We start from the raw sequence: 23,769 nt of genomic DNA, 5'->3' as shown, positions 1-23,769 counted from the left end.
AACTATTTAGCATCCAAAGTTTTCAACCAATCGGAACACAATTTTTTCCAATTTTCGCTCAGTTCATTTTTATTGGTAATTGCAAACCTGTGACCGCCTTCCGGGAAAATAAACATCGCACCTTTCACTTTATTTTTCGTCATCGCTTTGAAGTACAAAATACTATTCATCGCAGGAACAGCTTTATCATCCTGATTGTGAAAGAGAATCGTTGGCGGCGTTTTTCCCGTCACTCGGTTTTGCATAGAATATTCCGTTATTTTTTCCTGAGAAGCGTTTTCTCCAAGCAAACTTTTGCGGCTTCCCGCGTGAGCAAATTCACCAAAATCAATTACGGGACAAAAGAGTACTGCAAAATCCGGAATCGTAGAAATGCTAGCCCAATCGCCTTTCAAAGCTGTGTAATCTGTCGAAATATTACTCACCGATGTGGCCAAATGTCCGCCAGCTGAAGTTCCTACAACACCCACTTGACTTGGCGAAATTCCCCATTGAGAAGCATTTTTTCTGACATATTTTATCGCTGCCTGAGCATCCTGCAACGGCGCAATTTCTCTCTGAATCAAATCTGGAGAAGTCGGCAATCTGTAATATAAAACAAAGGCAGAAATCCCCAAAGTGTTCATCCATTTTGCTATCTGAAAAGCTCCTTCATTGTAGGTCAGTTTCGAATAACCACCGCCAGGAATGATGATAACAGACCTTTGGGAACGCTCCGCTTTCGGTGGCAAGAAGGCAAAAAGTTCGGCTTCCTGAGTGGATATTTCTGGATTTGAAGTTGGATTTTCAATTTTCAGACCTTTGGAATTTGGCATTTCACCTTTTGGCCAGAACAGGAATTTGTCCTGCGCTGAGATTTGATTAATCAAAAATATAAATGCGATGAAAAGTGTCTTTTTCATAAATCTATTCATTAAAAAAGTTACCACTAAAACTTAATGATAACTTATATTTTAAAATTATTTAATGTACTTTTCCAAGCCCGTTTTCAAAGGCTTCAAAGCTTTTAATGCCAGTTTTGCAACCGTTTCTGCACCTAGTTTTGATAAATGTGTGTCATCCTCTTTTCCTTTGGGATAATACTCCACCTCGCCTTCTTTGAAATGCAAATGAAGCAATTTTGATTTTTCTGGACCAGCCGCGATTTCCATTTGTTCTGTTAATAATTGCATATCGACAAAAGGCACTTTCATATCGTCCGCCACCAATCTCACCACCAAAGGATAATTGCCGTGCGTGTCCACCAAAACGCCATTCTCTGTAAAATCTCTTCTTACGATAGAGGTCATCAAAATCGGTGTTGCACCTTTTGCTCGGGTTTCGTTGACATATCTTTCCAGATTGGCTCTGTACTGCGTGTATGGATTGGTGAACTTTGTAGAATCTTTCACTTTCTGGTCGTTGTGACCAAATTGGATGACCACAAAATCACCTTTCTTCAGTTGTTTTTCTACTTTGTCCCATCGGCCTTCTGTGCGGAAACTTTTGGAACTTCTTCCGTTCATTGCGTGATTTTGAAGTTCGATTTCCGTGGTCAGAAATTGTGGGAGAACCTGTCCCCAGCCGTGTTCGGGATTTTTATCAGGCTTATCTTTGTTTGCCATTGTAGAATCTCCGATGAGGAACAAGGTTGGTTTTTTCTGAGCAAATATCAACACTGAAAATAGAATTGATAAGCTTAAAAGCAATTTTTTCATATTAATTAAGATTACGAGCTTATTCAAAAATCCGATTAATTCTTTACCACAAAAGTCACAAAAGAAAAAGTTAAAAAAATACTTCTTTAAGAGCAAAAAAGAAACTTATCACAACATTACCTTTTATGAACTTTTGCAAGGCTTAAAAATCGTCATACCATTTGTGATTTTTGTGGTATTATAAAATTTAAACAATCTCAAATTATTGAACAGGATTCCAGTCACCGAAAATCTTGTCGATGGTATAATTTTTCACTTCTTTTTTGGTTAATTGATGAGACCAGGAAACCCTTTTCGAAACATTTCCGCCTTCACCTCTACTTCCAAACTCCGCGTAGTAAGTGGTTTTCTCTTTTTCCGGAAACATTGCGTCGCCTTTCCAAGGATTCCAACCTTCTGGCAAAATGTGATTTCCCATTTCTGTATTAATGAAAACTGTACTGGCAAACGAGCGCCAAGGTCTTCCAAGAAAAACTTTTGTGATGCCGTCTTTTGCAATCAATTGACAATCGAAAAAGACAAACCCGAATTTCTTCCCTTGCTGTGTTGAAGCGGCTGTGATGTAAGAGTCAGCTAAACTTTTGATAGTACAATTTTTAAAAACAACCGTCGCGGAACCGAAAATAAAATCCGTTGTTCCCTCGATGAAACAATTCTCAAAATATTGTCGGCTGTGATTTCCTGTTGCATAGACTGTATCCTGGCAACCCAAAATCTTTGAATCCTTAATGACAAACTTGTCGCCTTCCACGTGAAGGGAAACCGCCTGACCTTTGTTACACCAAGTATTCTGAATCGTCAAATTTGAGATTTTAACTTCATCCGCCATCACCAAAAGTGTGTAGGAATTGAAGGTCGTCATTTTCTCGTTGAGAGCGTCTATCTTACCAGAATAATCATCATTAATGAGAATGGTATTCTCAGCGTTTTCGCCTTGCAACGTGACTTTGTGTTTGGAAGACGGAATGACGATTTTTTCTTTATAAGTTCCCGCTTTTATTTTGATTAAAGCTTCGCCCGGACCAAAATCCCTCAATGAATTGATTGCTTTCTGAATAGAAGTGAATTGTCCGCTTCCGTCCGATGCTACATTAACTGTGATGTAAGGCGCAGTTTGAGCAAACAGAATTTGAACAAAAGCCATCATTAATATTGATAAAATCCGCTTCATAATTTTATTTTAAATGTAATTTTTTAAACGCAAAAGTCTTTTTTCATTCTTCATATTTTTAGTGAGCAAAGTAGGAGTCAATAAATTGATTGGATGAAGCTTAAATCAAAAATATTCTTCATCAGAGCCTTGTCTCTATCTTTGCTTTCTTAAAATTTGCAGTATTGTAATTAAATCTCTGCGTTTAAAATTGAGATACTTATTTTTTTAAAGTTTTATCTAAAAACTTAACCGTCAAATCCAAAGTCTCCGTGAACCAAGGTTCTGCTGACCAGAAAGAATGCGGCGTGTCTTTGATTTCGTGAAATTCTGTTGGGATATTATAGCTTTTCAACTTCTTCATCATATCATCTCGTCCTGCGTGGAAACGTGCCTGGGAACTGTTGATGAAAATCGTTGGTGGCGTATTTTTATCGACAAATTCCAAAGGTGACGCTTCTGTCCAGTTTTTGAGATTGACATTTCTGTCGCCATCCAACCAATAAGCAGCGTAGGTACTTTCTTCCGCTTCTGGATGGATGAAGGAAACAATGCCGTCCACATTCACAATCGCTTTGATTTTATTTTCCTTTCTTACGCCAACCAAAGTAGCTATTTGAGCACCGGCAGATTCTCCCAAAACTGCGATATTCTTGGAGTCTAACGAATATTTCTTTTTATTTTTCATTAAAAATCGGATTGCAGTTTCAACATCATTGATTGCTGCAGGATACTTTGCAACATCGGCCAATCTGTAACCTACAGCCATTGCAACGTAGCCTTTGGAAGCCAGTTCCTGGGCCATATATTTTTCGTTTTCCTTACTTCCTGAAATCCATCCACCGCCGTGAACCATTGCAATTCCTGGATATTTTTTTGATTTATCTAGCGGATAATAGATATCTGCCTTCAAAGAGACACCATTGACGTTCGCATATTCCACATCTTTATCAACTCCGATGTTGGTCGGCGTTGGTCTATCAATCGGTGTGATGAAAGGATATTTCTTCTTAAGTTTCTCGTACGTCGTTTCGTTGGTATAAGGAGTTGCATTCGGACGTGTGGTTTGTCCGAATGCAGATTTAGCTCCAAATAAGAAAAAAATAAGAAAATATAGTTTGTGAAAACCCATATTAAAATTGATTATTTGACAGCACTCTTAGCGACTTCTTTCGCCAGAGTGATCTGTTCTTTTGCAACACTTTTAGGAAGTTTTACGGCTGTCGTTTTGCTTCCTGAAACCTTGATGCTTGGTTTGTTTGCCGATTCCAAAGTCAATCCAGAGATGTCGATATTCTTGCTGTTGTAGATGGTTGCTCCAACACCTTCGCTGTACTTCAGTTTTACATTTTTCAAAGTGATTCCATCTGCATCTACAATTGTCAGAGCTTTTTTGGTATCGAATTTAGAATCTTCGATCACGATGTTTTTGAGGTTCATTTCGGATAATCCGCTCAACGCGATCGCTTCGTAGGAATTGGTAGCAGTGATATTTTTGAAGAACACATTTCTGAAGATCGGTGTTTCATCCGTCACTGGAATTTGTTTCTCGACTCTCTTCTCGTCGTCTGCACTTTGATCTTCCTCAATAATCGGCGAATTACCTTCGTAGAACATATTGAAGCCGATCACCTGCGCCGGAATGTTGATCATATCCACATTGCTGATCCAGATATTTTCCACAACACCGCCTCTACCTCTCGTCGTTTTGAAACGAAGACCGATATCTGTACCAATAAAAGTACAATCTGAAGCGTGCAGATTTCTTACACCGCCAGACATTTCGCTTCCGATCACAATTCCGCCGTGTGCGTGGTAAACAGTATTATTTTTGATGATGACATTTTCTGTCGGAACGCCTCTGTCACGTCCATCTTTATCTTTTCCGGATTTGATACAGATCGCGTCGTCTCCAACATCAAAGGTATTGTTGTAGATCAAAACATTTTTACAAGATTCCAAATCCAATCCGTCTCCATTTTGAGAATACCAAGGATTTCTCACGTTTAGATTTCTCAAGATCAAATTACTTGACATCAATGGATGCAGATTCCACGCTGGCGAGTTTTGGAATGTTGGTCCATCCAGCAAAACTTTGTCGCACTCCACGATGCTCACCATCACTGGACGAAGGAAATCTTTTACTTTTTCCAAGTCTGCTCTGCTTGTCATTTTCTCTGGAACGTTGAAGTTTCCTGTGCTTGTAAATCCTTTTTTGGAACTTTCTGTCGGGAACCAAATTTTCTTATCATCCGACAAAACACCACCTTTGGAAAGCAATTCTTTCCATTGTCCGTCTGTCATTTTTCCTCTTTTCACATATCGCCATGCATCGCCACTTCCGTCGATAACGCCGTTTCCTGTGATAGCGATATTGGTTGCACGTTTTGCAGAAATCGGAGATTGTGTACGAGTCGTGTTCAGACCTTCGAAACTAACATCTACCAAAGGATAATCATTAAAATCTTTGCTGAACAAAATCATTGCGCCATCTTCCAAATGCAAGTTGACATTGCTTTGAAGAACAATTGGACCGGTCAGCCAGATTCCTCTAGGAACAATTACTTTTCCCCCACCCTTCTGATTGATGCTTGTAATTGCTTTTTTGAATGCTTCTGTATTTTTCACATTGGTTCCGGCAATGGCACCAAAATCTTTGATACTTACGGATGTTTCAGGAAAAGACGTTTCTGCCACAGTTGGCATCTTGAACTCCACATTTTTGTAGATATCCGCCATTTGCGTTTGTGCAAAACTGTTTGCCGAAAATAACGCTGCCAAGCTTAACGCTAATAATTTAATCGATTTCTTCATTATTATTTATATTTTAGAATCGGGAACCGAGATCCTGGATTTTATTTTAATTAATTTTATTTTTTAGTGATTCGGAAAAAGTCAAAATCTGCATAACCGCCTCTTGCAACCTTTGAATCGCTCACAGAATAGATCCCGACTTTCGCTCCGATCCATTTTCCTGGTTTTGCCTGAAATTTTTCGCCAATATTGGTAAACGTCTTTCCATTTTCGCTATAGCTGAATGTGCAGATCCCATTTGGCTCGCTCACATTGACCTTCAGGTAAGCTTCGTTAGATTTCAACTTTATTTCATTAATGATCTTCTCCTCGCCACCTTTTTCAGCTTTGGGCGCCTTTCTCAATTGAAGATAATAACCATCTGCTTTATTGGTGATGACGAGTGAAGCGTGGTCTGTTCCCATCACCAAAAGTCCAGCAACTTTTCCTTCTTTGGCTTCCTCGGGGAATAGTTTCACTTTGGTTGTCGCCACAAAGTCAGGTGCGGGAAATTTCTGCGTCAAAAGATTCGGAACATTCCAAAGATTCTTTTCACCTTCCGGAACTTTCATCGAGAACAATCTCAAATGATCTTTTCCAGGAATTTTTGCAGACCAAACCACATTTTCATTGGCGCTCCATTGCCATTGCAGTCCAATCTTATCATCATTGAACTCATCAGATTCTGCAGGCGTTTCTATTGGGAAAGTTTTACCGACGTTTGGTTTCTTATAAGTCAAAACCGGTTCACCGATCCCATTTTTATCTGTATCGATTCCCATCACTGGCCAGTCCTTTTCCCACTTCATTGGCTGGAGGTGGACAAGTCTTCCGCCCGCATCGACATCCTGAAAATGGTAAAACCAATCTTCACCTTTTTGCGTATCTACCCAAGCGCCTTGATGTGGACCATTAATTTTGGATTTTCCCTGTTCCAAAACGATTTTTTCCTCGTAAGGACCGTAAATATTTTTTGACCTTAATATCAATTGCCAACCAGTCGCCACGCCACCAGCCGGAGCAAAGATGTAATAATAGCCGTTTCTCTTGTACATTTTCGGACCTTCAACCGTTGGATGCGCGTCGTGGCCATCGAAAACGTGAATGCCTTTGTCCAGAACTTTGGTTCCTTCAGGATTCATTTTATTTAAGGTCAAAATACTTTTGACACCAGCTCTACTTCCTGCCCAACCGTGAACCAGATAAGCATCGCCATTGTCATCCCAAAACGGGCAAGAATCAATTAACCCTTTTCCTTCCATTACCAAAACGGGATCGTCCCATTTCCCCAATGGATCTTTGGTTTTCACCATATAAATTCCGAAATCCGGGTCTCCCCAATAGATGTAGAATTCACCTTTGTGAAAACGGATACTTGGCGCCCAAACGGCATCACCTCTTTTTGGAACAGAGAAATGTTCCTTAGGCAAAACATCCTGAATCGCGTAGTTGACCAGTTTCCAATTGACCATATCTTTGGAATGCAGAATTGGCAAACCAGGCGCTTCGTTGAAGCTGGAAGCGGTCATATAATAATCGTCGCCCACACGGATTGCGTCAGGATCAGAATAATCCGAGTATAAAACCGGATTTTTATAATTTCCATTTCCTAGGTCAGAAACCCAGACTTCTGAGACGTAAGGTTTCGTTTTCTGCGCATCCAAATGATTGATTGACAATGCAAACAATGAAAGGATGATATGTTTTTTGTTGATTCTCAAATCTTAAATTTTAAAATAATATTTTTTTAAAGCAAGGTCAAAACATTAAAAAAGGTAATGTGTCAGTCCATAGCAATCCAAATCTAGCTGTAGAGATTCCTACGGAATGACAAATATTATGGTTATTTTTTATTTTTCGAATTCTAAACTTGCGAGGATGAATGGTCCGGTTCCTTTTGGATCATTGGAACGGATCTCTTCGTTGACGTAATATTCGTAAGTTCCGCTTCTGTAAGGTTTGCCGCCCAAGCCTGCCACCGCGCAACATCTGTTTAGGTTAACAACGCCGTTTTCATCCACAGAGATCAGATTTTTCAGGATGCCGTCGTAGCCTTTTTGAGCAACTGCTTTGTAAGACTTTGGCAAATAACCTTTGTTGACGGCCTTGATCATCGTGTAAACAAACATCGATGAGGCTGAAGCTTCGGTGTAATTTCCTTTTTCGCCGCCTTTGTCCAAAACCTGATACCAAAGTCCGGTTTCCTGATCCTGAACTTTGATGATCGCATCTGTGTAAGACTTGATGTAACCAATGATCTTAGCTCTTCCCGGATGGTCTTTTGGCAAGAAATCCAAAACATCTACCATTGCCATTCCGTACCAACCCATCGCTCTTCCCCAAAAATTGGGAGAAAGTCCGGTTTCCTTGTTTGCCCAAGCCTGCTCTTTGCTCTCGTCCCAAGCGTGGTAAAGCAATCCGGTTTTCTTATCAAGCAGATTCTTTTGAATCAGATCAAATTGGTTGACAACATCGTTGTACGCTTTTTCGGCCTCCGCGCCTTTGCTGAATTCTTTGGTGTAATTTGCATAAAAAGGTTCGCCCATATACAGACCGTCCAGCCACATCTGATGCGGATAGATCTTCTTGTGCCAGAAACCACCTTCTTTGGTTCTAGGCATTGTTTCGATCTGGTAACGAAGCGTTTGAAGTGCCTTTAGGTATTTTGGCTTTTTCTCTTTTCCATAAAGATAAAGAAGGACGTTTCCACAATTCAGGTAATCGATGTTGTGTTTGTCGAGTTCGTAGCTTACGATGCTTCCGTCCTCTTTTACCATCGTGTCGCCAAAGTTGCTGATGTACTCATAATATTCTTTGTTTCCGGTTTTGGCGTACAGCTGTTCTGCACCTTCCAAAACAATGGCTGCCGGATAAGCCCATCTTGGTTCTTTGTTGAAATCCAACATCCAAGCTTTCGGGAAACGGTTCATCTCGGAAAGGAGCATTCTCTCGGACCATTTCAGATTGGTCGGAACTACTTTTCCGGATTGTGAAGTTTGTGTTTTGGTATTTGAAGCTGTCGCCGATTTTGTTTGAGCACAAGAAAGGAACAATCCTGAAGCGAAAGCTGCAATGGATAATACTTTAAGGGTTTGAAATTTCATATTGCTTTTATTTTTTTTATTTTTTGAATAGACAAAATTCTGTAAACGAAACTTTGTTTTTATCTGGAAACCTGCAGCCCGGCTTGAGTGGAGCTCATTTTTTTGAATTGGCCAAAGCACTGGCAAAAAATAGCGGGAACGGAAGACGGAAAAAGCTGCCCAAATAATTCTTATCATCTTACTTTTCGAATTCCAGACTTGCCAAGATGAATGGTCCGGTTCCCTTTGCATCGTTGGAACGGATCTGCTCGTTGACGTAATATTCGTAGCTGCCGTCGCGGTAAGGTTTTCCACCCAAACCTGCTACAGCACAACATTTGTTGAGATTGACCACACCATTTTCGTCCACTGTAATTAGATCTTTGATGATGCCGTCATAACCTTTCTTCGCTGCTGCTTTGTAAGATTTTGGCAAATAACCTTTGTTGACCGACTTGATCATCGTGTAGACAAACATGGCGGAAGCCGTTGCCTCTTCATAATTGCCGTTTGCCAATGGCTTGTCCAAAACCTGATACCACAGACCTGATTTTTTGTCCTGATACTTGATCACAGCATCTGAGAAGGATTTGATGTAGGAAATGATACTTGCTCTTCCGGGATGATCTTTTGGCAAATGGTCCAAAACGTCGACCATCGCCATTCCGTACCAGCCCATTGCACGACCCCAGAAATTGGGAGAAAGTCCGGTCTGTTTGTCTGCCCAAGCCTGCTCCTTGCTCTCGTCCCAAGCGTGGTAGAGCAATCCTGTTTTTTTGTCCAAAAGATTTTTCTGAACGGAATCAAACTGCATCACCACATCATCATAAGCTTTTGTAGCATCAGCTCCTGTTGTAAAATCTTTGGTATAGTGCGTGTAGAAAGGCATTCCCATGTAAAGTCCGTCTAGCCAAACCTGATTGGGATATATTTTTTTGTGCCAGAAAGAGCCTTCATTGGTTCTTGGCTGTCCGTCGATTTGTAAGCGAAGCGTTTGTAGGGCTTTCAGGTATTTTTCTTTTTTCTCTTTTTCGTAAAGATAAAGCAATACGTTTCCGCTATTCAAAAGGTCGATGTTGTACTTTTCCAGTTCGTAGGAAACGATGGTTCCATCTTCTTTGACCAATTTGTCGCCGAAGCTGCTGATGTAATCGTAGTATTCTTTTTTGCCGGTATTTGCGTAGACTTGCTCAGCAGCATCTAAAACGATGGCTGCGGGATAGGTCCATTTTGGGCTTTTGCTGAAGTCGAGCATCCAGGATTCTGGGAAGCGGTTCATCTCGGAAAGGAGCATTCTTTCGGACCATTTCAGGTTTGTGGGAACTACTTTTCCAGACTTCGAAGTTTCAGTGGATGGTTTTACAGCTGTCGTTTTTGTCTGCGCAGAGGCCAAGAACATTCCTGAACTTAGAATTGCGAAAGTGTATATTTTTAATTTACTATTCATAAAACTCATTGGTTTGAAATTTTATAATTGATTGTTTTGGTCTAATGTTTCTAACTTTTTGTCCAGATCCTGGTAGAATTCGGTTTCTGTTTTGATACCGTTTGGTTCTTGCGACCAAGCGCCCAGAAAGTAATACGATACATTTTTGTTTTTCTTGAAAACCACAACGTGCGTTGATTTTGTCTGAATATATTTATCAAAACTTTCTATTGGATAGAAAACCGCCATTCCCAGATTGTCCTCTTTTTTGGCTAAAGTTTGCTGGCCGTAAGTAGCAATGTAAGCCCATTTTTTATTTTTACTCACCACTTGTTTGAACGGAATATCTTTGATGGCAACGATCCCTGTACACAAACCAGAAACAGCGTTGTTCAAAGACAAATCGACTTTTACAAAACGGTCTTTGTTGAATATCGTCAGTTTTGATTTCAAATCTACCGCATCTCCCCAGGTTTTCCAGCCTGTGTAATCGATTACAGCGAAGGAGCTGGTCTTTTCATTTACGACTTTTACAGACGTACTTTTTACCGTTTTGAATGTCTCTACAAAATCATTTTGCTCATCATATCTTCCATAGGAACCAACACCAATCGTGCGACCGGATTTCAAAATATCCTGTCCCCAAGCTGCATCGTGGTGGTAAGATTCAAAACCGTCTTGTCCCACTTCTGGTAAAACCAAAGTATTGACTTTTTTACCGAAAATATCTGTGGCATTTCTCCAATCCAAATATAATCTGTAACCAACCTGGTTGTTTTCCAGACCGATTCCTTCGTATCGAATGTAATAAGAATGATCGGTGTGTTCTGCGGGAATTTGTAATTCGGTCACATTTTTGAAATTCCCTCCAACATATTGGTTGCCTTCCCATTTCCCGCCTTCCTTAACTGATAACTCGGCGTAGGAGAAAGGTTTGCTTCCTTCTTTTTTGATCTTCTGGATCACATCGGTTTGGGCTGAACAGTTGATGAAGCTGATCAGAATTCCTGAGTAGATGGATTTGAGGATGATGTTTTTCATTTTTATTTTTTTATTTTGAACACAAAGTGCACAATTTTTTTCTTTAAATTCTTTACTTTTTAAGGTTCACAAAGGCACTTCGACTCCGCTTAGTGTGACATTGCAAATACTACTTTTTGATTTTGAAATTCCAATTGTCGGTTCCAGACAGGATGTTTTTTATGGAATATTCTTCGGCTTCTTTTTTTGATAATTGATGAGACCAGTAAACTCTATCTTTTACATTTGACCCTATTCCTTTGGAGTTAAATTCACCATAAAATGTTGTCTTCTCAGCCTCTGGTTTGTTCCAATTGTGCCAGCCTTCCGGTTTGATGACCTCACTGACCTCTGTATTGATGAAGACCGTTTTCGCAAATGGTCGCCAAGGTCTTCCGAGATAAACAGATCGGGATTTTGCATCGCCTGTGATTTTACAATCTGTAAAAACAAAACCATACTTTTTACCTTCCGGCGTTGAAGCTGCCGTGAGATATGTTGCAGATTCCTTTGCGTAGATTTCACACTTTTCGAAGACAGCCGTTGCCGCTCCGAAGATAAAATCCGTTGTTCCCTCGATGTAGCAGTTTTTGAAATAACTTCTGACTTCTCTCGTTTTGTTGGAATCGTCCTGTTGGCCTTTCAAATATAAGGTGTCTTGAAATCCAAGAAATCGGCAGTTCTCAAAAATCGAGCGGTCGCCAGTGATCAGTACAGCAACTGCTTGTCCAACTTTGCCAGCATCATTTTGGAACGTGATATTCTTCGCTGAGAAGTCATTAGAAAAAATAAAGATCGTGGATGAACCAGTTGTTCCTATATTTTTGCCTTCCTCGTTTTGTTTCGAGGCAAAATCGCCGTAGACCAGTATCGTATTTTTCGCATTTTCACCAAGCAGACTGATGGCGCTTTTTGTTGCTGGGATTGTGATCTTTTCTCTGTAAGTACCAGGTTTCACAATGATTTTTGTTCGACTCGTTCCACCTTCTCCTACAGCGTCTATAGCCTGTTGAATTGTTGTGAAATCACCCTTTCCATCTTTAGAAACAATGATGGTTTTGTCAGCAGACGTTTTGAAAGAAAGGATACAAAGCAACACTGCTGAAAAAAGTGATAGAAATGTAACGTCTTTGTAAAACTTGGTGATCTTCATAAAAGGTAAGCTTGTTTAATAAAAATACAGACTCACTCCCTTACAGGAGAAAGTCTGTAAAAAAAAAATTAAAAATATGAATGCGTTTATTATCAATAACCATGATTTTGTATCAGTAATTTTCTTTTGTATTAGTTTCAATTATTGCGCAAATCCAACAGTAAATTTCATGTCTGTTCTTAACAATGATGCTGAACTGTATTTTTATTTCGATAATTAATTTAAAATAAATATCAAAATGCAATCGATTGCACCTCTCTAATTAAAGATTACTCAACACGACTAAACTAAGATTATTTTTTAATTGTCAGCTAGAAAAAACCACGTTTTAAAAGATTTCCTTTGACAGGTAGTAAAATATTATGATAAGATAGTTCATAAATAATTAAAAATCAACTACTTGAAACACATGAGACAATTTTATTTTAAATGGCTTTTTTTAAAAAGACCATGCAATATTTCTGATTTTGCTCTATTATGTATCGAAAAAATGAAAATTTTCACCAGTTTGAATTAACCAAAAATTAACTTAAAGATAACAGTTATAACAAAATTGATTTTTTTTTACACTAAAATAAGTTCTTGAAAGTAAAAATTATACTATTCCATCTAATTTAAATTATCAGTAATTAAAATACTGAATTTCAACACACTAAACAATATATTGATTTAAAAACGATAATTATTGTACAAAATCATTAAAAAATAGAAAAAGACAATAAAATAGAAGTAATGAGCGAAATGACACACTTCCGAATCCTCTCCAGCTTGGTAAAAACAACATATAAACACTCATAAACAACTGATTTTAAACAAAATAAAATTAAATTCTATTTTTTGTTTCTCAGTTGAAATTTATATTTATATTTACAAAAATTATTTGCTGTGCCAAATTGCGCAATTGTTAGTGCAATCGATTACACATCGTTAATTATTTGTTCACATTAAAAGATCAAAATGACTCAATCAGAATTCCGATATGCGCATCATCCGAATGATGCCAAAAATTACACAACAGAAGATTTAAGAAGAGAATTTCTTATCAACGACCTATTCTTAGAAAACCAGATCAAATTGGTTTACACCATGTACGACCGTTTGATCGTTGGTGGAATTATGCCGACGGACAAAGCTTTAACATTGGAAACCATTGATGAATTGAAAGCGCCTTACTTTCTTGAAAGAAGAGAAATAGGAATCATCAACGTAGGTGGAAAAGGAAAAGTAACTGTTGACGGAACAGTTTACGAACTTAATAATAAAGAAGCCTTATATATAGGAAAAGGAAACAAGGAAGTGACTTTCGAAGCTGTAAACGGTGAACAACCTTTTTTCTATATCAATTCTGCGCCAGCTCATCACGCTTTTCCAACTAAGAAAATCACAAAGGCTGAAGCAGAGATTGTAGAATTGGGCGATGCAAAATATGCGAACAGAAGAACCATCAACAAATTAATTGTGAACAGCGTTCTGGAAACTTGCCAACTTCAAATGGGAATGACCGAATTGCACGAAGGAAGCGTATGGAACACAATGCCTTCTCATACTCATACAAGAAGAATGGAGGCTTATTTCTACTTCGATCTGGAAGAAGGGCAAACGGTTTCACACTTCATGGGACAACCAACGGAGACACGTCATATTTTCCTTAAAAACAGAGACGCCGTGATCTCTCCGGAATGGTCGATTCACTCAGGTGTTGGAACTGCGAATTACACCTTCATTTGGGGAATGGCAGGAGAAAATATGGATTACGGCGATATGGATGCTGTAAAAACCGACGAATTAAAATAATTAGAGATTTAAGCTCTCGCAGACTTAGCAAATCAGGCAAATTTAAAATCAGCATTATCTGCTAAATCTGCGAGAACAAAAATATTTCAAAATACTTTACTAAAAGATATTTTTAAAATGACAAATTTATTCGACTTAACAGGAAAAGTGGCTTTAATCACCGGTGGAACGCACGGTCTTGGTTTGGCAATGGCAGAAGGTTTGGGCTCAGCGGGCGCAGAATTGGTCGTTACCAGCACTACACCATCGAAACTGGAAGAAGCTATCAAATACTATCAATCAAAAGGTTTCAAAGCGACAGGTTATATTTTTGATGTGACCGACGAGAAAATTGCAGCTGAAAAAGTAGCAGAGATCGAAGCAAATCACAAACAGATCGACATCCTGATTAATAACGCCGGAATCATCAAAAGAGTTCCAGCCCTGGAAATGGAAGTTTCTGAATTCCGAAAAGTGATCGATGTAGATTTGACCGGACCTTTCATCATGTCACAATTGGTGGCGAGAAATATGATCAAAAGAAGATCCGGAAAGATCATCAACATCTGTTCTATGATGAGCGAATTGGGCCGTGACAACGTCGTGGCTTACGCTTCTGCAAAAGGCGGACTGAAAATGCTGACCAAAAATCTGGCAACAGAATGGGCAAAACACAACATCCAAGTGAACGGAATCGGTCCTGGATATTTTGCAACGTCTCAGACTGAACCAATCAGAGTGGACGGAAATCCTTTCAACGAGTTCATTATCAGCAGAACGCCAGAAGGTCGTTGGGGAAATCCAGAAGATTTGGCAGGAACCGCAATTTTCCTGGCTTCCGAAGCTAGTCAATTCATCAACGGACAGATCATCTACGTTGATGGCGGAATCTTGGCAACCATCGGCAAACCTTCAAACGAATAAAGTCTTTCATCTATCAGTCTATCATCTATTAGTCTTATGAGCACAAAACCTTTCATTACAGATACATTTTTACTGAAAAATAAATTCGCTGAAGAGTTGTATTTCAATTTTGCTGAGAAACAACCGATTATCGATTATCACAACCACTTGCCTCCGAAAGAGATCGCAGAAAACCGTCAGTTTGAGAACATCACTCAAGTCTGGATCGGTGGCGACCATTACAAATGGAGAGCGATGAGAACGATGGGCGTGAACGAAAAATTCATCACTGGAGACGCTTCTGACAAAGAAAAATTCGCCGCGTGGGCAAAAACAGTTCCGAATACTTTGAGAAATCCTTTGTTCCATTGGACACATTTAGAATTGGCAAGATATTTTGACGTTTATGACTTGCTAAGCGAAAAAAATGCAGACGAAGTTTACGAAAATGTATCTGCTCAACTTCAAACACCAGAGAAATCTGTTCACGGCTTGTTGAAAATGAGAAATGTGGAAACGGTTTGTACCACAGAAGATCCGATTGACACTTTAGAATATCACCAGACAATCAAACAGAACAACATCGGGATCAAGGTGAGTACAGCTTTCCGTCCTGATAAAGCGATTTTGATTGACAACGAAGATTACAATTCTTACATCGATAAATTAGGCGAATCAGCAGGAATCGAAATCAATTCTTACCAAGATTTGCAGGAAGCTTTGAACAAAAGAATCCAGTTTTTCCACGAAAATGGTTGCAGATTGTGTGATCACGGATTGAACAATATCTCTTTCGAAATGTTCACAGATTCAGAGATCAATACAATTTTTGAAACCAAAAGAAAAGGCGAAACTTTGACGCCTCACCAAATTGAACAATTCAAAACTGCGATTTTATTGTTTTTGGGAGAGACTTATCATTCTTTAGGTTGGGTTCAGCAATATCATTTGGGTGCGTTGAGAAACAACAATGCAAGAATGTTGAAGGTTCTAGGACCAGATACAGGTTGGGATTCTATCGGAGATTTCGGTCAAGCGGTCAACCTTTCAAAGTTCCTTAACACATTGGATTCCAAAGATAAATTAACTAAAACGATCATTTACAATCTGAATCCTGCGGACAACGAAATTATGGCAACAATGATTGGAAATTTCAACGATGGTTCTGTGAAAGGAAAAGTACAGTTCGGTTCCGGTTGGTGGTTTCTAGATCAAAAAGATGGAATGGAAAAACAACTGAACGCCCTATCAAATATGGGATTGATCAGCACTTTCGTTGGAATGCTAACGGACTCCAGAAGTTTCCTTTCTTTCCCAAGACACGAATATTTCAGAAGAGTTTTATGTAACTTGTTAGGAAACGAGATCGAGTCTGGAGAATTGCCTCAAGACTTGGATTTGGTTGGAAAAGTGGTTTCAGATATTTGCTACAATAATGCTAAAGAATATTTCACTTTTTAAATTTAAAATAACGAACCCGAAAGGGTAAATATCAATAGCCGAAGGTTAACATCAAACCAATCTCAATTGAAAACAGAACAAACATCAAAGATATTCTACAAATCGGATTCCACAGAATGGGAAAAAATAGATGAATACATCGACCGACAGATTGTTGGCTACGATAATTCTGTAATGATGGTCAATGTCCGTTTCAAAAAAGGAGGAATTGGATACAAACACAAACATCCGCACATTCAAGTGACTTATGTTGCTGAGGGAAAGTTTGAAGTGAATATTGGAGAAGATATTTCAATCCTGAAAAAAGGAGATTCATTCTTCGTTCCTTCCAATATCATTCACGGTGTAGAATGTCTGGAGGACGGCATTTTGGTGGATGTTTTCAGTCCGCACAGAGAAGATTTTATTAAATAATTAAAAAATAAAATCAGGCTCCCTTTAGGTTGGGGAAAACTGATTTTCAAAAAAAATATAAATTAATGGGCAAAGTAGTAAGCTTTGGAGAAGTGATCATGCGATTGTCACCTGCTAACAACAGGATGATGAAGCAAAGCAACGAGATGGAATTCTTTTTCGGAGGCACAGAACTCAACGTTGCGGCGTCACTGGCGACAATGGGTTGTGACGTAAAACACGTGAGCGTTGTTTCTGACGATTTCGTTGGAGAATCAGCCATTTCATCCATCAAAAGTTATGGCATCGATACGACTCACATTTCAAAAAACGAGCATCCGTTGGGATTGTACTTCCTGGAAGTTGGTTCATCTGTTCGTGCTTCCAGAATTGCTTACAACCGTTTGAACGGTTCATTTGCGAACATCAATCCAAATCAAATCGACTGGGAAAAAGCTTTGGAAGGTGCAGACTATTTCCATTGGACAGGAATTTCTCCCGGAGTTTCGGAAAGTGCTTACATCGCTTTGAAACAAGGTTTGAAAACTGCCAACGAAAAAGGAATTGAAATAACAGCCGACCCAGCTTACCGTTCCAACCTTTGGAAATACGGAAAAGAAGGCTTCGAAGTTTTGAAAGAATTGGTGTCCTACTCCACTATTTTCATTGGTGGCGTGAATGAGATCAACGAGATCATCGGAACAAAATTCTCTTCTGACAAAGACAGTTTCATCGAGGCTTGTAAAGAGTTTCAGAAGCAAATGCCATCTATCAAAAAGATATTTGACAAAGTGAGAGTCGGTGCCAGCGCAAGTACTCAGGAAACTCAAGGAAGAGCTTGGGCAAACGAAACGTACTTCGAATCTGAACCAATCGAAATTCTTCAAGTTGTAGATAGAATCGGAACTGGCGATGCTTTCGCTGCAGGTTTGATCTATGGTCTATTAAACTTTGATGATGAAACTGCTCTTAAGTTCGGAAACGCCGCTTGTGCTATCAAACATACCGTTCCAGGCGACATCAACCATTGTAGCGCTTCTGACATTTTGGATGTGATGAATGGCGACAAGGGCGGAAGAATAAAGAGATAATTTAGAAAAAAATGATCATAGATACATTAGAAAACGCTTCTCAATATTTTTTGCTAAATCCATTATTTGAAAAAGCTTTCGACTATTTAAAAAACAGGAATTTAGATTCTTTAGAAGTTGGAGTGACAGAGATTCAGGAAGATCTTAAAATGATCGTTTTTGATGAAATGGCCAAAACAAAAGAAGAAAGTCTTTCCAAATTCGAATGTCATAATCAAAATATCGATATTCAAATTTGTCTGAAGGGAATAGAAAATATTGGTTGGAAACCAAGGCAAAAATGCACCAGCCCAATCGGAGAATACAATGCAGAAAAAGATGTTCTTTTTTACAATGATGATCCAGATATGTTTTTCCAATTAAACGATAATCAGTTTGCTATTTTTTATCCAAATGATGTCCACGCACCGATGATTGGAAACGGCTTCATTAGAAAAATAGTTTTTAAAGTAAAAATTTTAAAAAAATGACAAAAATTCAATTAGTTACCAATGCAATCATCAACCAAGGTATTTTGCCTTTGTATTATAATGCAGACGAAACGGTAACTCTCGACATATTGAAAGCACTTTACAGAGCCGGAATCCGCGCTGTAGAATATACAAGCAGAGGCGAAAACGCACTTTCGAATTTCACCAAAATGGTAGAATTGAGAAATGCCGAAATGCCAGAAATGCTTTTAGGAATCGGAACAATCAAGAATTTGGTGCAGGCAGATGCTTATGTAAAAGCTGGCGCAGATTTCTTTATCAGTCCAGGATTTGTGCCAGAAGTTGCAGAATTTTTGATCTCCAAACATTTGCTTTACAGCCCAGGTTGTATGACGCCAACAGACATCATCGCAGCAGAAAATGCAGGCGTGACTTTCGTGAAACTATTCCCTGGAAATGCTTTAGGCCCAGGTTTTATGAGTGCGATAAAAGACGTGTTTCCTAATTTAGTTTTTATGCCAACCGGCGGTGTTGATACCACCAAAGAAAGCATCGAAAGCTGGTTCAAAGCTGGTGTTTCTGCTGTTGGAATGGGAAGCAAATTAGTTAGCAAAGAATTGATGGCTTCAAAAGATTATGCCACCATCGAAAACGAAACCAAAAAAGTTTTAGAGATCATCAAATCGATAAAAGCTTCTTAAAAATAAAAAACACAACCAAATCATTCAAACATGAATCAATCTACAACCACAAAACCGACCACTTTCAGATGGACCATCGTTGGTTTGCTTTTCTTGGCAACCACGGTAAACTATCTGGACAGGCAAGTTCTATCTTTGACTTGGAAAGATTTTATTGCACCAGAATTCCACTGGGACAATAATGATTATGGTAACATCACCGCATTGTTCTCGATTTTCTATGCTGCAAGCATGATCTTCGCAGGAAAATTTGTGGATTGGATGGACACCAAAAAAGGTTTTCTTTGGGCAATTGGAGTTTGGTCTGTGGGTGCAGTTTTACACGCGTTTTGTGGGATCGCAACATCTGGGATCATATTAGGCGATTGGTTTGTAAGTTTCGAAGGTGCAAAACATAACATTGCCACAGTTAAAGATATTTCCCGAGTGATCAACGTGAGTGTTGCCTTGTTCATTTTTGCAAGATTGATCTTGGCCATTGGTGAAGCTGGGAACTTTCCTGCGGCCATCAAAACTACGGCAGAATATTTCCCTAAAAAAGATAGAGCCTTAGCTACAAGTATTTTCAATGCTGGTGCAACGGTTGGAGCACTTGCGGCACCGATTTCCATTCCTTTTATTGCGCAGGCTTTAGGTTGGGAAATGGCGTTTATCATCATTGGTGCCCTAGGATTTTTGTGGATGGGAATTTGGATCTTCTTCTACAAAAAACCACACGAGCATCCAAAAGTAAATGAGCACGAACTCAATTACATCAATCAAGATATCGATAAGACGATTGTAGAAGATCTATCTGAGCCGAAAACAACTTTTACATTGGCGCAATGTTTCAAATACAGACAAACCTGGGCTTTTGCCTTCGGTAAATTTATGACAGACGGCGTTTGGTGGTTCTACCTTTTCTGGACTCCGGCTTATCTAAGTTCAGTTTACGGAATGGACAGTACGCAAAGTGCATTTCCATTGTTCGTCCTCTATATGATCACGTTGGTTTCCATTGTTGGTGGTTGGCTCCCGACATTCTTTGTAGAAAAGAAAGGAATGAACCCTTACTCTGGTCGTATGAAAGCGATGTTGATCTTCGCATTCTTCCCATTGTTGGCATTATTGGCACAATCCACAGGTAAAATTTCTTATTGGTTCCCAGTATTGATCATCGGGATTGCTGGTGCCGCGCATCAGGCTTGGTCCGCGAATATTTTCTCCACTGTTGGTGATATGTTCCCGAAAAAAGCGATTGCAACTATCACAGGAATTGGTGGATTGGCAGGCGGAATTGGTTCTACGATCATCAACAAAAGTTCTGGTCTCTTGTTCGACTATTCACACAAAGCTTGGACGACTGTCGATGGTGTTCCACTATTGGAAAAATTCCCTCAATACGCAGAAGAACGTTTGCCGGAAGGTTTTTTTGAACAATTACAAAAATCAGGTGCCGTGGTTTCCGACGGTATCGACAAAGGATATATGATTATTTTCTCATTCTGTGCAGTCGCCTATTTGATTGCGTGGTTCGTCATGAAATCATTGGTTCCGACTTACAAAATCATTAAAGAATAAAGAAAATGGAATATCAGACTAAAGAAAAACTAAACCGTGAAAACTCAGGTCTAACTGAGAAACTTCCTATAAAATTTTTACAATTCGGAGAAGGCAACTTCCTGAGAGCTTTTGTTGATTATTTGATCGACAAGATGAACAAAGAAGCAGGCTTCAACGCTGGTGTAGCTGTGGTGCAGCCAACTGTTGGCGGACTTGTAAATATGTTGGATGAGCAAAATAACCTTTACACCCTTTTTGTGAGAGGTGTGAAGAAAGGACAGATTGTAGATGATCAAACCGTGATCTCCGCAATACAGAGATCATTGAGTCCTTACGAGAATTATCAGGAATATCTTGATCTGGCAAAGGGTGAAGATCTTGAATTCATTTTATCAAACACCACAGAAGCGGGAATTGCTTTTGATCCCTCTGAGACTACGCTTGAAGCTGGACCGCACAAGAATTTCCCTGCAAAAGTAACCGCTTTTCTTTACGAAAGATTCAAACATTTCAGTGGTGCTGAGGACAAAGGTCTTCACATCATTCCTTGTGAATTGATCGAGAATAATGGATTGACACTTAAAAAATATATCCTTCAGTACGCTCAACTTTGGAATCTTGAAGAAGGTTTCTCTGCTTGGGTAGAAAATAGCAATTCTTTCCACAACACTTTGGTGGACAGAATCGTACCTGGATATCCAAGAGAAGAAAAAGACGAATACGAAGCTAAATTCGGTTACGACGATAACTTAATGGTGGTTTGCGAAGCATTCCTACTTTGGGTGATCGAAGGTGATGACAAGTTAAGAGCTTTAATTCCCTTTGATAAAATAGATGATCAGGTTTTGATCGTGGATGACATCACACCTTACAGAACCAGAAAAGTAAGAATCCTGAACGGCGCTCACACAGCCATGTTGGCATTCTCTATCCTTGACGGAAAAGAAACTGTGAAAGAAGCTATCGATGCAGAATTTGCTGGAAAATTCATTTCTGATACAGTTTATAACGAGATCATTCCAACTTTAGATTTATCAAATGAGGAATTGACGGCTTTCGCTGAGGAAGTTTTTGACAGATTCAGAAATCCATTTTTAAAGCATCAGCTTTCCAGTATTGCATTGAACTCGGTTGCGAAATTCAAAGTGAGAGTCTTACCAAGTTTGTTACAATATGTTGATGACAAAAAAGAATTGCCTGTAAACTTAACCTTCGCTCTTGCAGCATTGATCAGATTCTACCAAGGTGAATTCAATGGGAAAACGCTTCCAGTGATGGACGATGCACCGGTTTTGGAAAGATTCAAAGAGATCTGGACAAACAATGACCTTGGAGAAGTGGTGAAAGCAACTTTATCTGAAGTAAGTTTCTGGGATACAGACCTAACAGAAGTTCCAGGATTAACGGATTCTGTGACAAAAGCGTTGAAAGAGATCGATGCCAATGGGATCGAGCAAGGTTACAAGAATTTCATCAAGTCATAATTTTTAAACATTTAGAAATTATGAAAAAAGTATTAAAAGTAAATCCAAAAGACAACGTTGTCGTTGCGCTGATGGACCTTTACAACGGTGAGATTGTCGATTTAGACGGAACGCCGTATCAGGTTTTAACGGATACAAAAGCTAAACATAAATTCGCTGGAGAACATTTTGAAGCTGGCGACCAGATCATCATGTACGGTGTTGTGGTTGGGAAAGCCAATCAAACCATCCAGAAAGGGGAAGTGATCACGACAGAAAATGTGAAACACCAGAGTGAACCGGTTTTCAAAAAAACAGGAGATCTTGGCTGGACACCACCAAATGTTGACCGTTGGAAAGACAAGACGTTCAATGGTTATCACCGTTCTGACGGACAAGTTGGGACCAAAAATGTCTGGTTGTTTTTCCCATTGGTGTTTTGTGAAAACAAGAACATCGAAAAGCTGAAAGACATTTTCGAAAACGAATTGCTCCCGAAAAAAGAAGTTTCCTATAAAAATTTCCTACGCTCTCTGATTGAGGAAAAAAGCGTGGCAGAAGTTGAAGACACATCTCGAAATGAGAATCTTCTGGATAATATCGAAGTGAAGTTCATCAATCACCAAGGTGGTTGTGGTGGTATCAGACAAGATTCGGAACTGTTGGCAAAATTGCTTGCAGGTTATGTAAACAATCCGAATGTAGCTGGTGCAACGGTTCTTAGCTTAGGCTGTCAAAATCTTCAGGTTGATATTTTTCAAAATGCGTTGAAGGAAATGAGCCCGAACAGCGATAAAGAAATTTTGATCTTCGAGCAACAAAAAATCGGAACTACGGATCAAATGTTCCAAATGGTGATTAAAGATTCTTTCGAAGCGATCAAAAGAGCCAATAAAATCGAGCGTCAACCTGCGCCAGTTTCTAAGATCAGTATTGGTTTGGAATGTGGTGGATCCGATGGATTCTCAGGAATATCTGCCAACCCAGCGCTGGGCATTGTTTCTGATATCTTCGCAGCATTGGGCGGAAAAACCATCTTGGCAGAATTCCCAGAACTGTGTGGCGTAGAGCAAGAATTGATGAACCGATGCGTGGACGAAGAAAAAGCAGATAAGTTTTTATCATTGATGAAAGCTTTTGAAAAATCCGTCGTGGATGCAGGTTCTGGATTTGATATGAATCCATCACCAGGAAATATAAAAGATGGATTGATCACCGACGCGATGAAATCTGCAGGTGCTTCCAAGAAAGGCGGAACGGCGCCAATCGTCGATGTTTTGGATTACGGCGAATATATTTCAAAACCAGGTCTGAATCTTTTGAACACGCCAGGAAACGATGCAGAATGTACCACAGGATTGGTAGGATCTGGCGCAACAGTCGTTCTATTCACCACAGGTTTAGGAAATCCGATGGGAAATCCAATTGCACCAGTTGTGAAGATTTCTTCTAATACAGCATTGATTAATAGAATGTCTGACATCATCGATGTGAATGCAGGAACTGTGATCACGGGTGAGAAAAGCATTCAGGAAGTTGGTGAGGAGATCGTAGATTATATCATCGAATTGGCGAGCGGAAATGTAGAAACAAAAGCAGACCAATTGAAACAGGATGTTTTTATCCCTTGGAAACGAGGGGTGTCATTATAATTTTCTTTGAATTTTTAAGGTTTTTATTAAGAGTATT

The 23,769-nt window shown here is 39.3% G+C and carries 20 protein-coding genes; 10 read left to right on the top strand and 10 right to left on the bottom strand.

The window, feature by feature from the left end; translation table 11 throughout:
* Positions 1 to 2: 2 nt before the first annotated feature.
* The 10 genes from BMW39_RS04765 to BMW39_RS04720 form a co-directional block, all read right to left on the bottom strand.
* On the bottom strand, positions 3 to 902 hold the full coding sequence (locus tag BMW39_RS04765) for an alpha/beta hydrolase (protein ID WP_034979617.1): 900 nt from the start codon (positions 900 to 902) through the stop codon (positions 3 to 5).
* Positions 903 to 959: 57 nt separating this feature from the next.
* Positions 960 to 1,697, bottom strand: coding sequence for a rhamnogalacturonan acetylesterase (locus BMW39_RS04760; protein WP_034979620.1), 738 nt, complete (start codon positions 1,695 to 1,697; stop codon positions 960 to 962).
* A 202-nt stretch (positions 1,698 to 1,899) separates the two neighbouring features.
* Positions 1,900 to 2,868 carry a pectinesterase family protein gene (locus tag BMW39_RS04755; protein ID WP_034979624.1) on the bottom strand — a complete coding sequence of 323 codons (969 nt, stop codon included), beginning with the start codon at positions 2,866 to 2,868 and terminating at the stop codon, positions 1,900 to 1,902.
* Positions 2,869 to 3,067: 199 nt separating this feature from the next.
* Positions 3,068 to 3,979: an alpha/beta hydrolase gene (locus BMW39_RS04750; protein ID WP_034979627.1), complete on the bottom strand. Its 912-nt coding sequence runs from the start codon at positions 3,977 to 3,979 to the stop codon at positions 3,068 to 3,070.
* An 11-nt stretch (positions 3,980 to 3,990) separates the two neighbouring features.
* Positions 3,991 to 5,661: a glycoside hydrolase family 28 protein gene (locus BMW39_RS04745; protein ID WP_034979628.1), complete on the bottom strand. Its 1,671-nt coding sequence runs from the start codon at positions 5,659 to 5,661 to the stop codon at positions 3,991 to 3,993.
* A 56-nt stretch (positions 5,662 to 5,717) separates the two neighbouring features.
* Positions 5,718 to 7,355, bottom strand: a complete 1,638-nt coding sequence (locus BMW39_RS04740; protein ID WP_086045798.1) for a glycoside hydrolase family 43 protein — start codon at positions 7,353 to 7,355, stop codon at positions 5,718 to 5,720.
* 135 nt (positions 7,356 to 7,490) lie between these two features.
* Entirely contained in the window at positions 7,491 to 8,744 is a 1,254-nt protein-coding gene (locus BMW39_RS04735) for a glycoside hydrolase family 88/105 protein (RefSeq protein ID WP_034979799.1), read from the bottom strand.
* A 178-nt stretch (positions 8,745 to 8,922) separates the two neighbouring features.
* Complete coding sequence (locus tag BMW39_RS04730) at positions 8,923 to 10,170, bottom strand: glycoside hydrolase family 88/105 protein (RefSeq protein ID WP_034979631.1); 1,248 nt, start codon at positions 10,168 to 10,170, stop codon at positions 8,923 to 8,925.
* A 21-nt stretch (positions 10,171 to 10,191) separates the two neighbouring features.
* Positions 10,192 to 11,190, bottom strand: coding sequence for a DUF4861 family protein (locus BMW39_RS04725; RefSeq protein WP_034979634.1), 999 nt, complete (start codon positions 11,188 to 11,190; stop codon positions 10,192 to 10,194).
* A gap of 109 nt (positions 11,191 to 11,299) precedes the next feature.
* Positions 11,300 to 12,322: a pectinesterase family protein gene (locus BMW39_RS04720; RefSeq protein WP_034979638.1), complete on the bottom strand. Its 1,023-nt coding sequence runs from the start codon at positions 12,320 to 12,322 to the stop codon at positions 11,300 to 11,302.
* A gap of 957 nt (positions 12,323 to 13,279) precedes the next feature.
* On the opposite strand from BMW39_RS04720, the gene kduI reads away from it, so the two are divergent.
* From kduI to BMW39_RS04670, 10 genes are all read left to right on the top strand, one after another.
* Positions 13,280 to 14,116 carry a 5-dehydro-4-deoxy-D-glucuronate isomerase gene (gene kduI / locus BMW39_RS04715; protein WP_034979640.1) on the top strand — a complete coding sequence of 279 codons (837 nt, stop codon included), beginning with the start codon at positions 13,280 to 13,282 and terminating at the stop codon, positions 14,114 to 14,116.
* Positions 14,117 to 14,233: 117 nt separating this feature from the next.
* Positions 14,234 to 15,019, top strand: a complete 786-nt coding sequence (locus tag BMW39_RS04710) for a gluconate 5-dehydrogenase (RefSeq protein WP_034979643.1) — start codon at positions 14,234 to 14,236, stop codon at positions 15,017 to 15,019.
* Positions 15,020 to 15,055: 36 nt separating this feature from the next.
* The gene (gene uxaC / locus BMW39_RS04705; RefSeq protein WP_034979646.1) at positions 15,056 to 16,459 is read left to right on the top strand and encodes a glucuronate isomerase; all 1,404 of its coding nucleotides are present in this window, start codon (positions 15,056 to 15,058) and stop codon (positions 16,457 to 16,459) included.
* Between the two features lie 66 nt (positions 16,460 to 16,525).
* Positions 16,526 to 16,873 carry a cupin domain-containing protein gene (locus BMW39_RS04700; protein WP_051880095.1) on the top strand — a complete coding sequence of 116 codons (348 nt, stop codon included), beginning with the start codon at positions 16,526 to 16,528 and terminating at the stop codon, positions 16,871 to 16,873.
* A gap of 65 nt (positions 16,874 to 16,938) precedes the next feature.
* Positions 16,939 to 17,943 carry a sugar kinase gene (locus BMW39_RS04695; protein ID WP_034979649.1) on the top strand — a complete coding sequence of 335 codons (1,005 nt, stop codon included), beginning with the start codon at positions 16,939 to 16,941 and terminating at the stop codon, positions 17,941 to 17,943.
* Positions 17,944 to 17,954: 11 nt separating this feature from the next.
* Positions 17,955 to 18,413, top strand: a complete 459-nt coding sequence (locus tag BMW39_RS04690) for a YhcH/YjgK/YiaL family protein (RefSeq protein ID WP_034979652.1) — start codon at positions 17,955 to 17,957, stop codon at positions 18,411 to 18,413.
* The gene (locus BMW39_RS04685) at positions 18,410 to 19,075 is read left to right on the top strand and encodes a beta/alpha barrel domain-containing protein (protein ID WP_034979655.1); all 666 of its coding nucleotides are present in this window, start codon (positions 18,410 to 18,412) and stop codon (positions 19,073 to 19,075) included. Before BMW39_RS04690 ends, BMW39_RS04685 begins: the two co-directional genes overlap by 4 nt.
* 30 nt (positions 19,076 to 19,105) lie before the next feature.
* The gene (locus BMW39_RS04680) at positions 19,106 to 20,635 is read left to right on the top strand and encodes an MFS transporter (RefSeq protein ID WP_034979657.1); all 1,530 of its coding nucleotides are present in this window, start codon (positions 19,106 to 19,108) and stop codon (positions 20,633 to 20,635) included.
* 5 nt (positions 20,636 to 20,640) lie between these two features.
* On the top strand, positions 20,641 to 22,101 hold the full coding sequence (locus BMW39_RS04675; protein WP_034979661.1) for a tagaturonate reductase: 1,461 nt from the start codon (positions 20,641 to 20,643) through the stop codon (positions 22,099 to 22,101).
* Between the two features lie 20 nt (positions 22,102 to 22,121).
* Entirely contained in the window at positions 22,122 to 23,732 is a 1,611-nt protein-coding gene (locus BMW39_RS04670) for a UxaA family hydrolase (RefSeq protein WP_375600497.1), read from the top strand.
* Positions 23,733 to 23,769 lie beyond the last annotated feature (37 nt).

Origin of the sequence: Epilithonimonas lactis (genome assembly GCF_900110605.1) — a bacterium.
Taxonomy (GTDB): Bacteria; Bacteroidota; Bacteroidia; order Flavobacteriales; family Weeksellaceae; genus Epilithonimonas; species Epilithonimonas lactis.
Note: the sequence above shows the minus strand (reverse complement) of the source record. Positions and strands in the feature narration are given on the sequence as shown.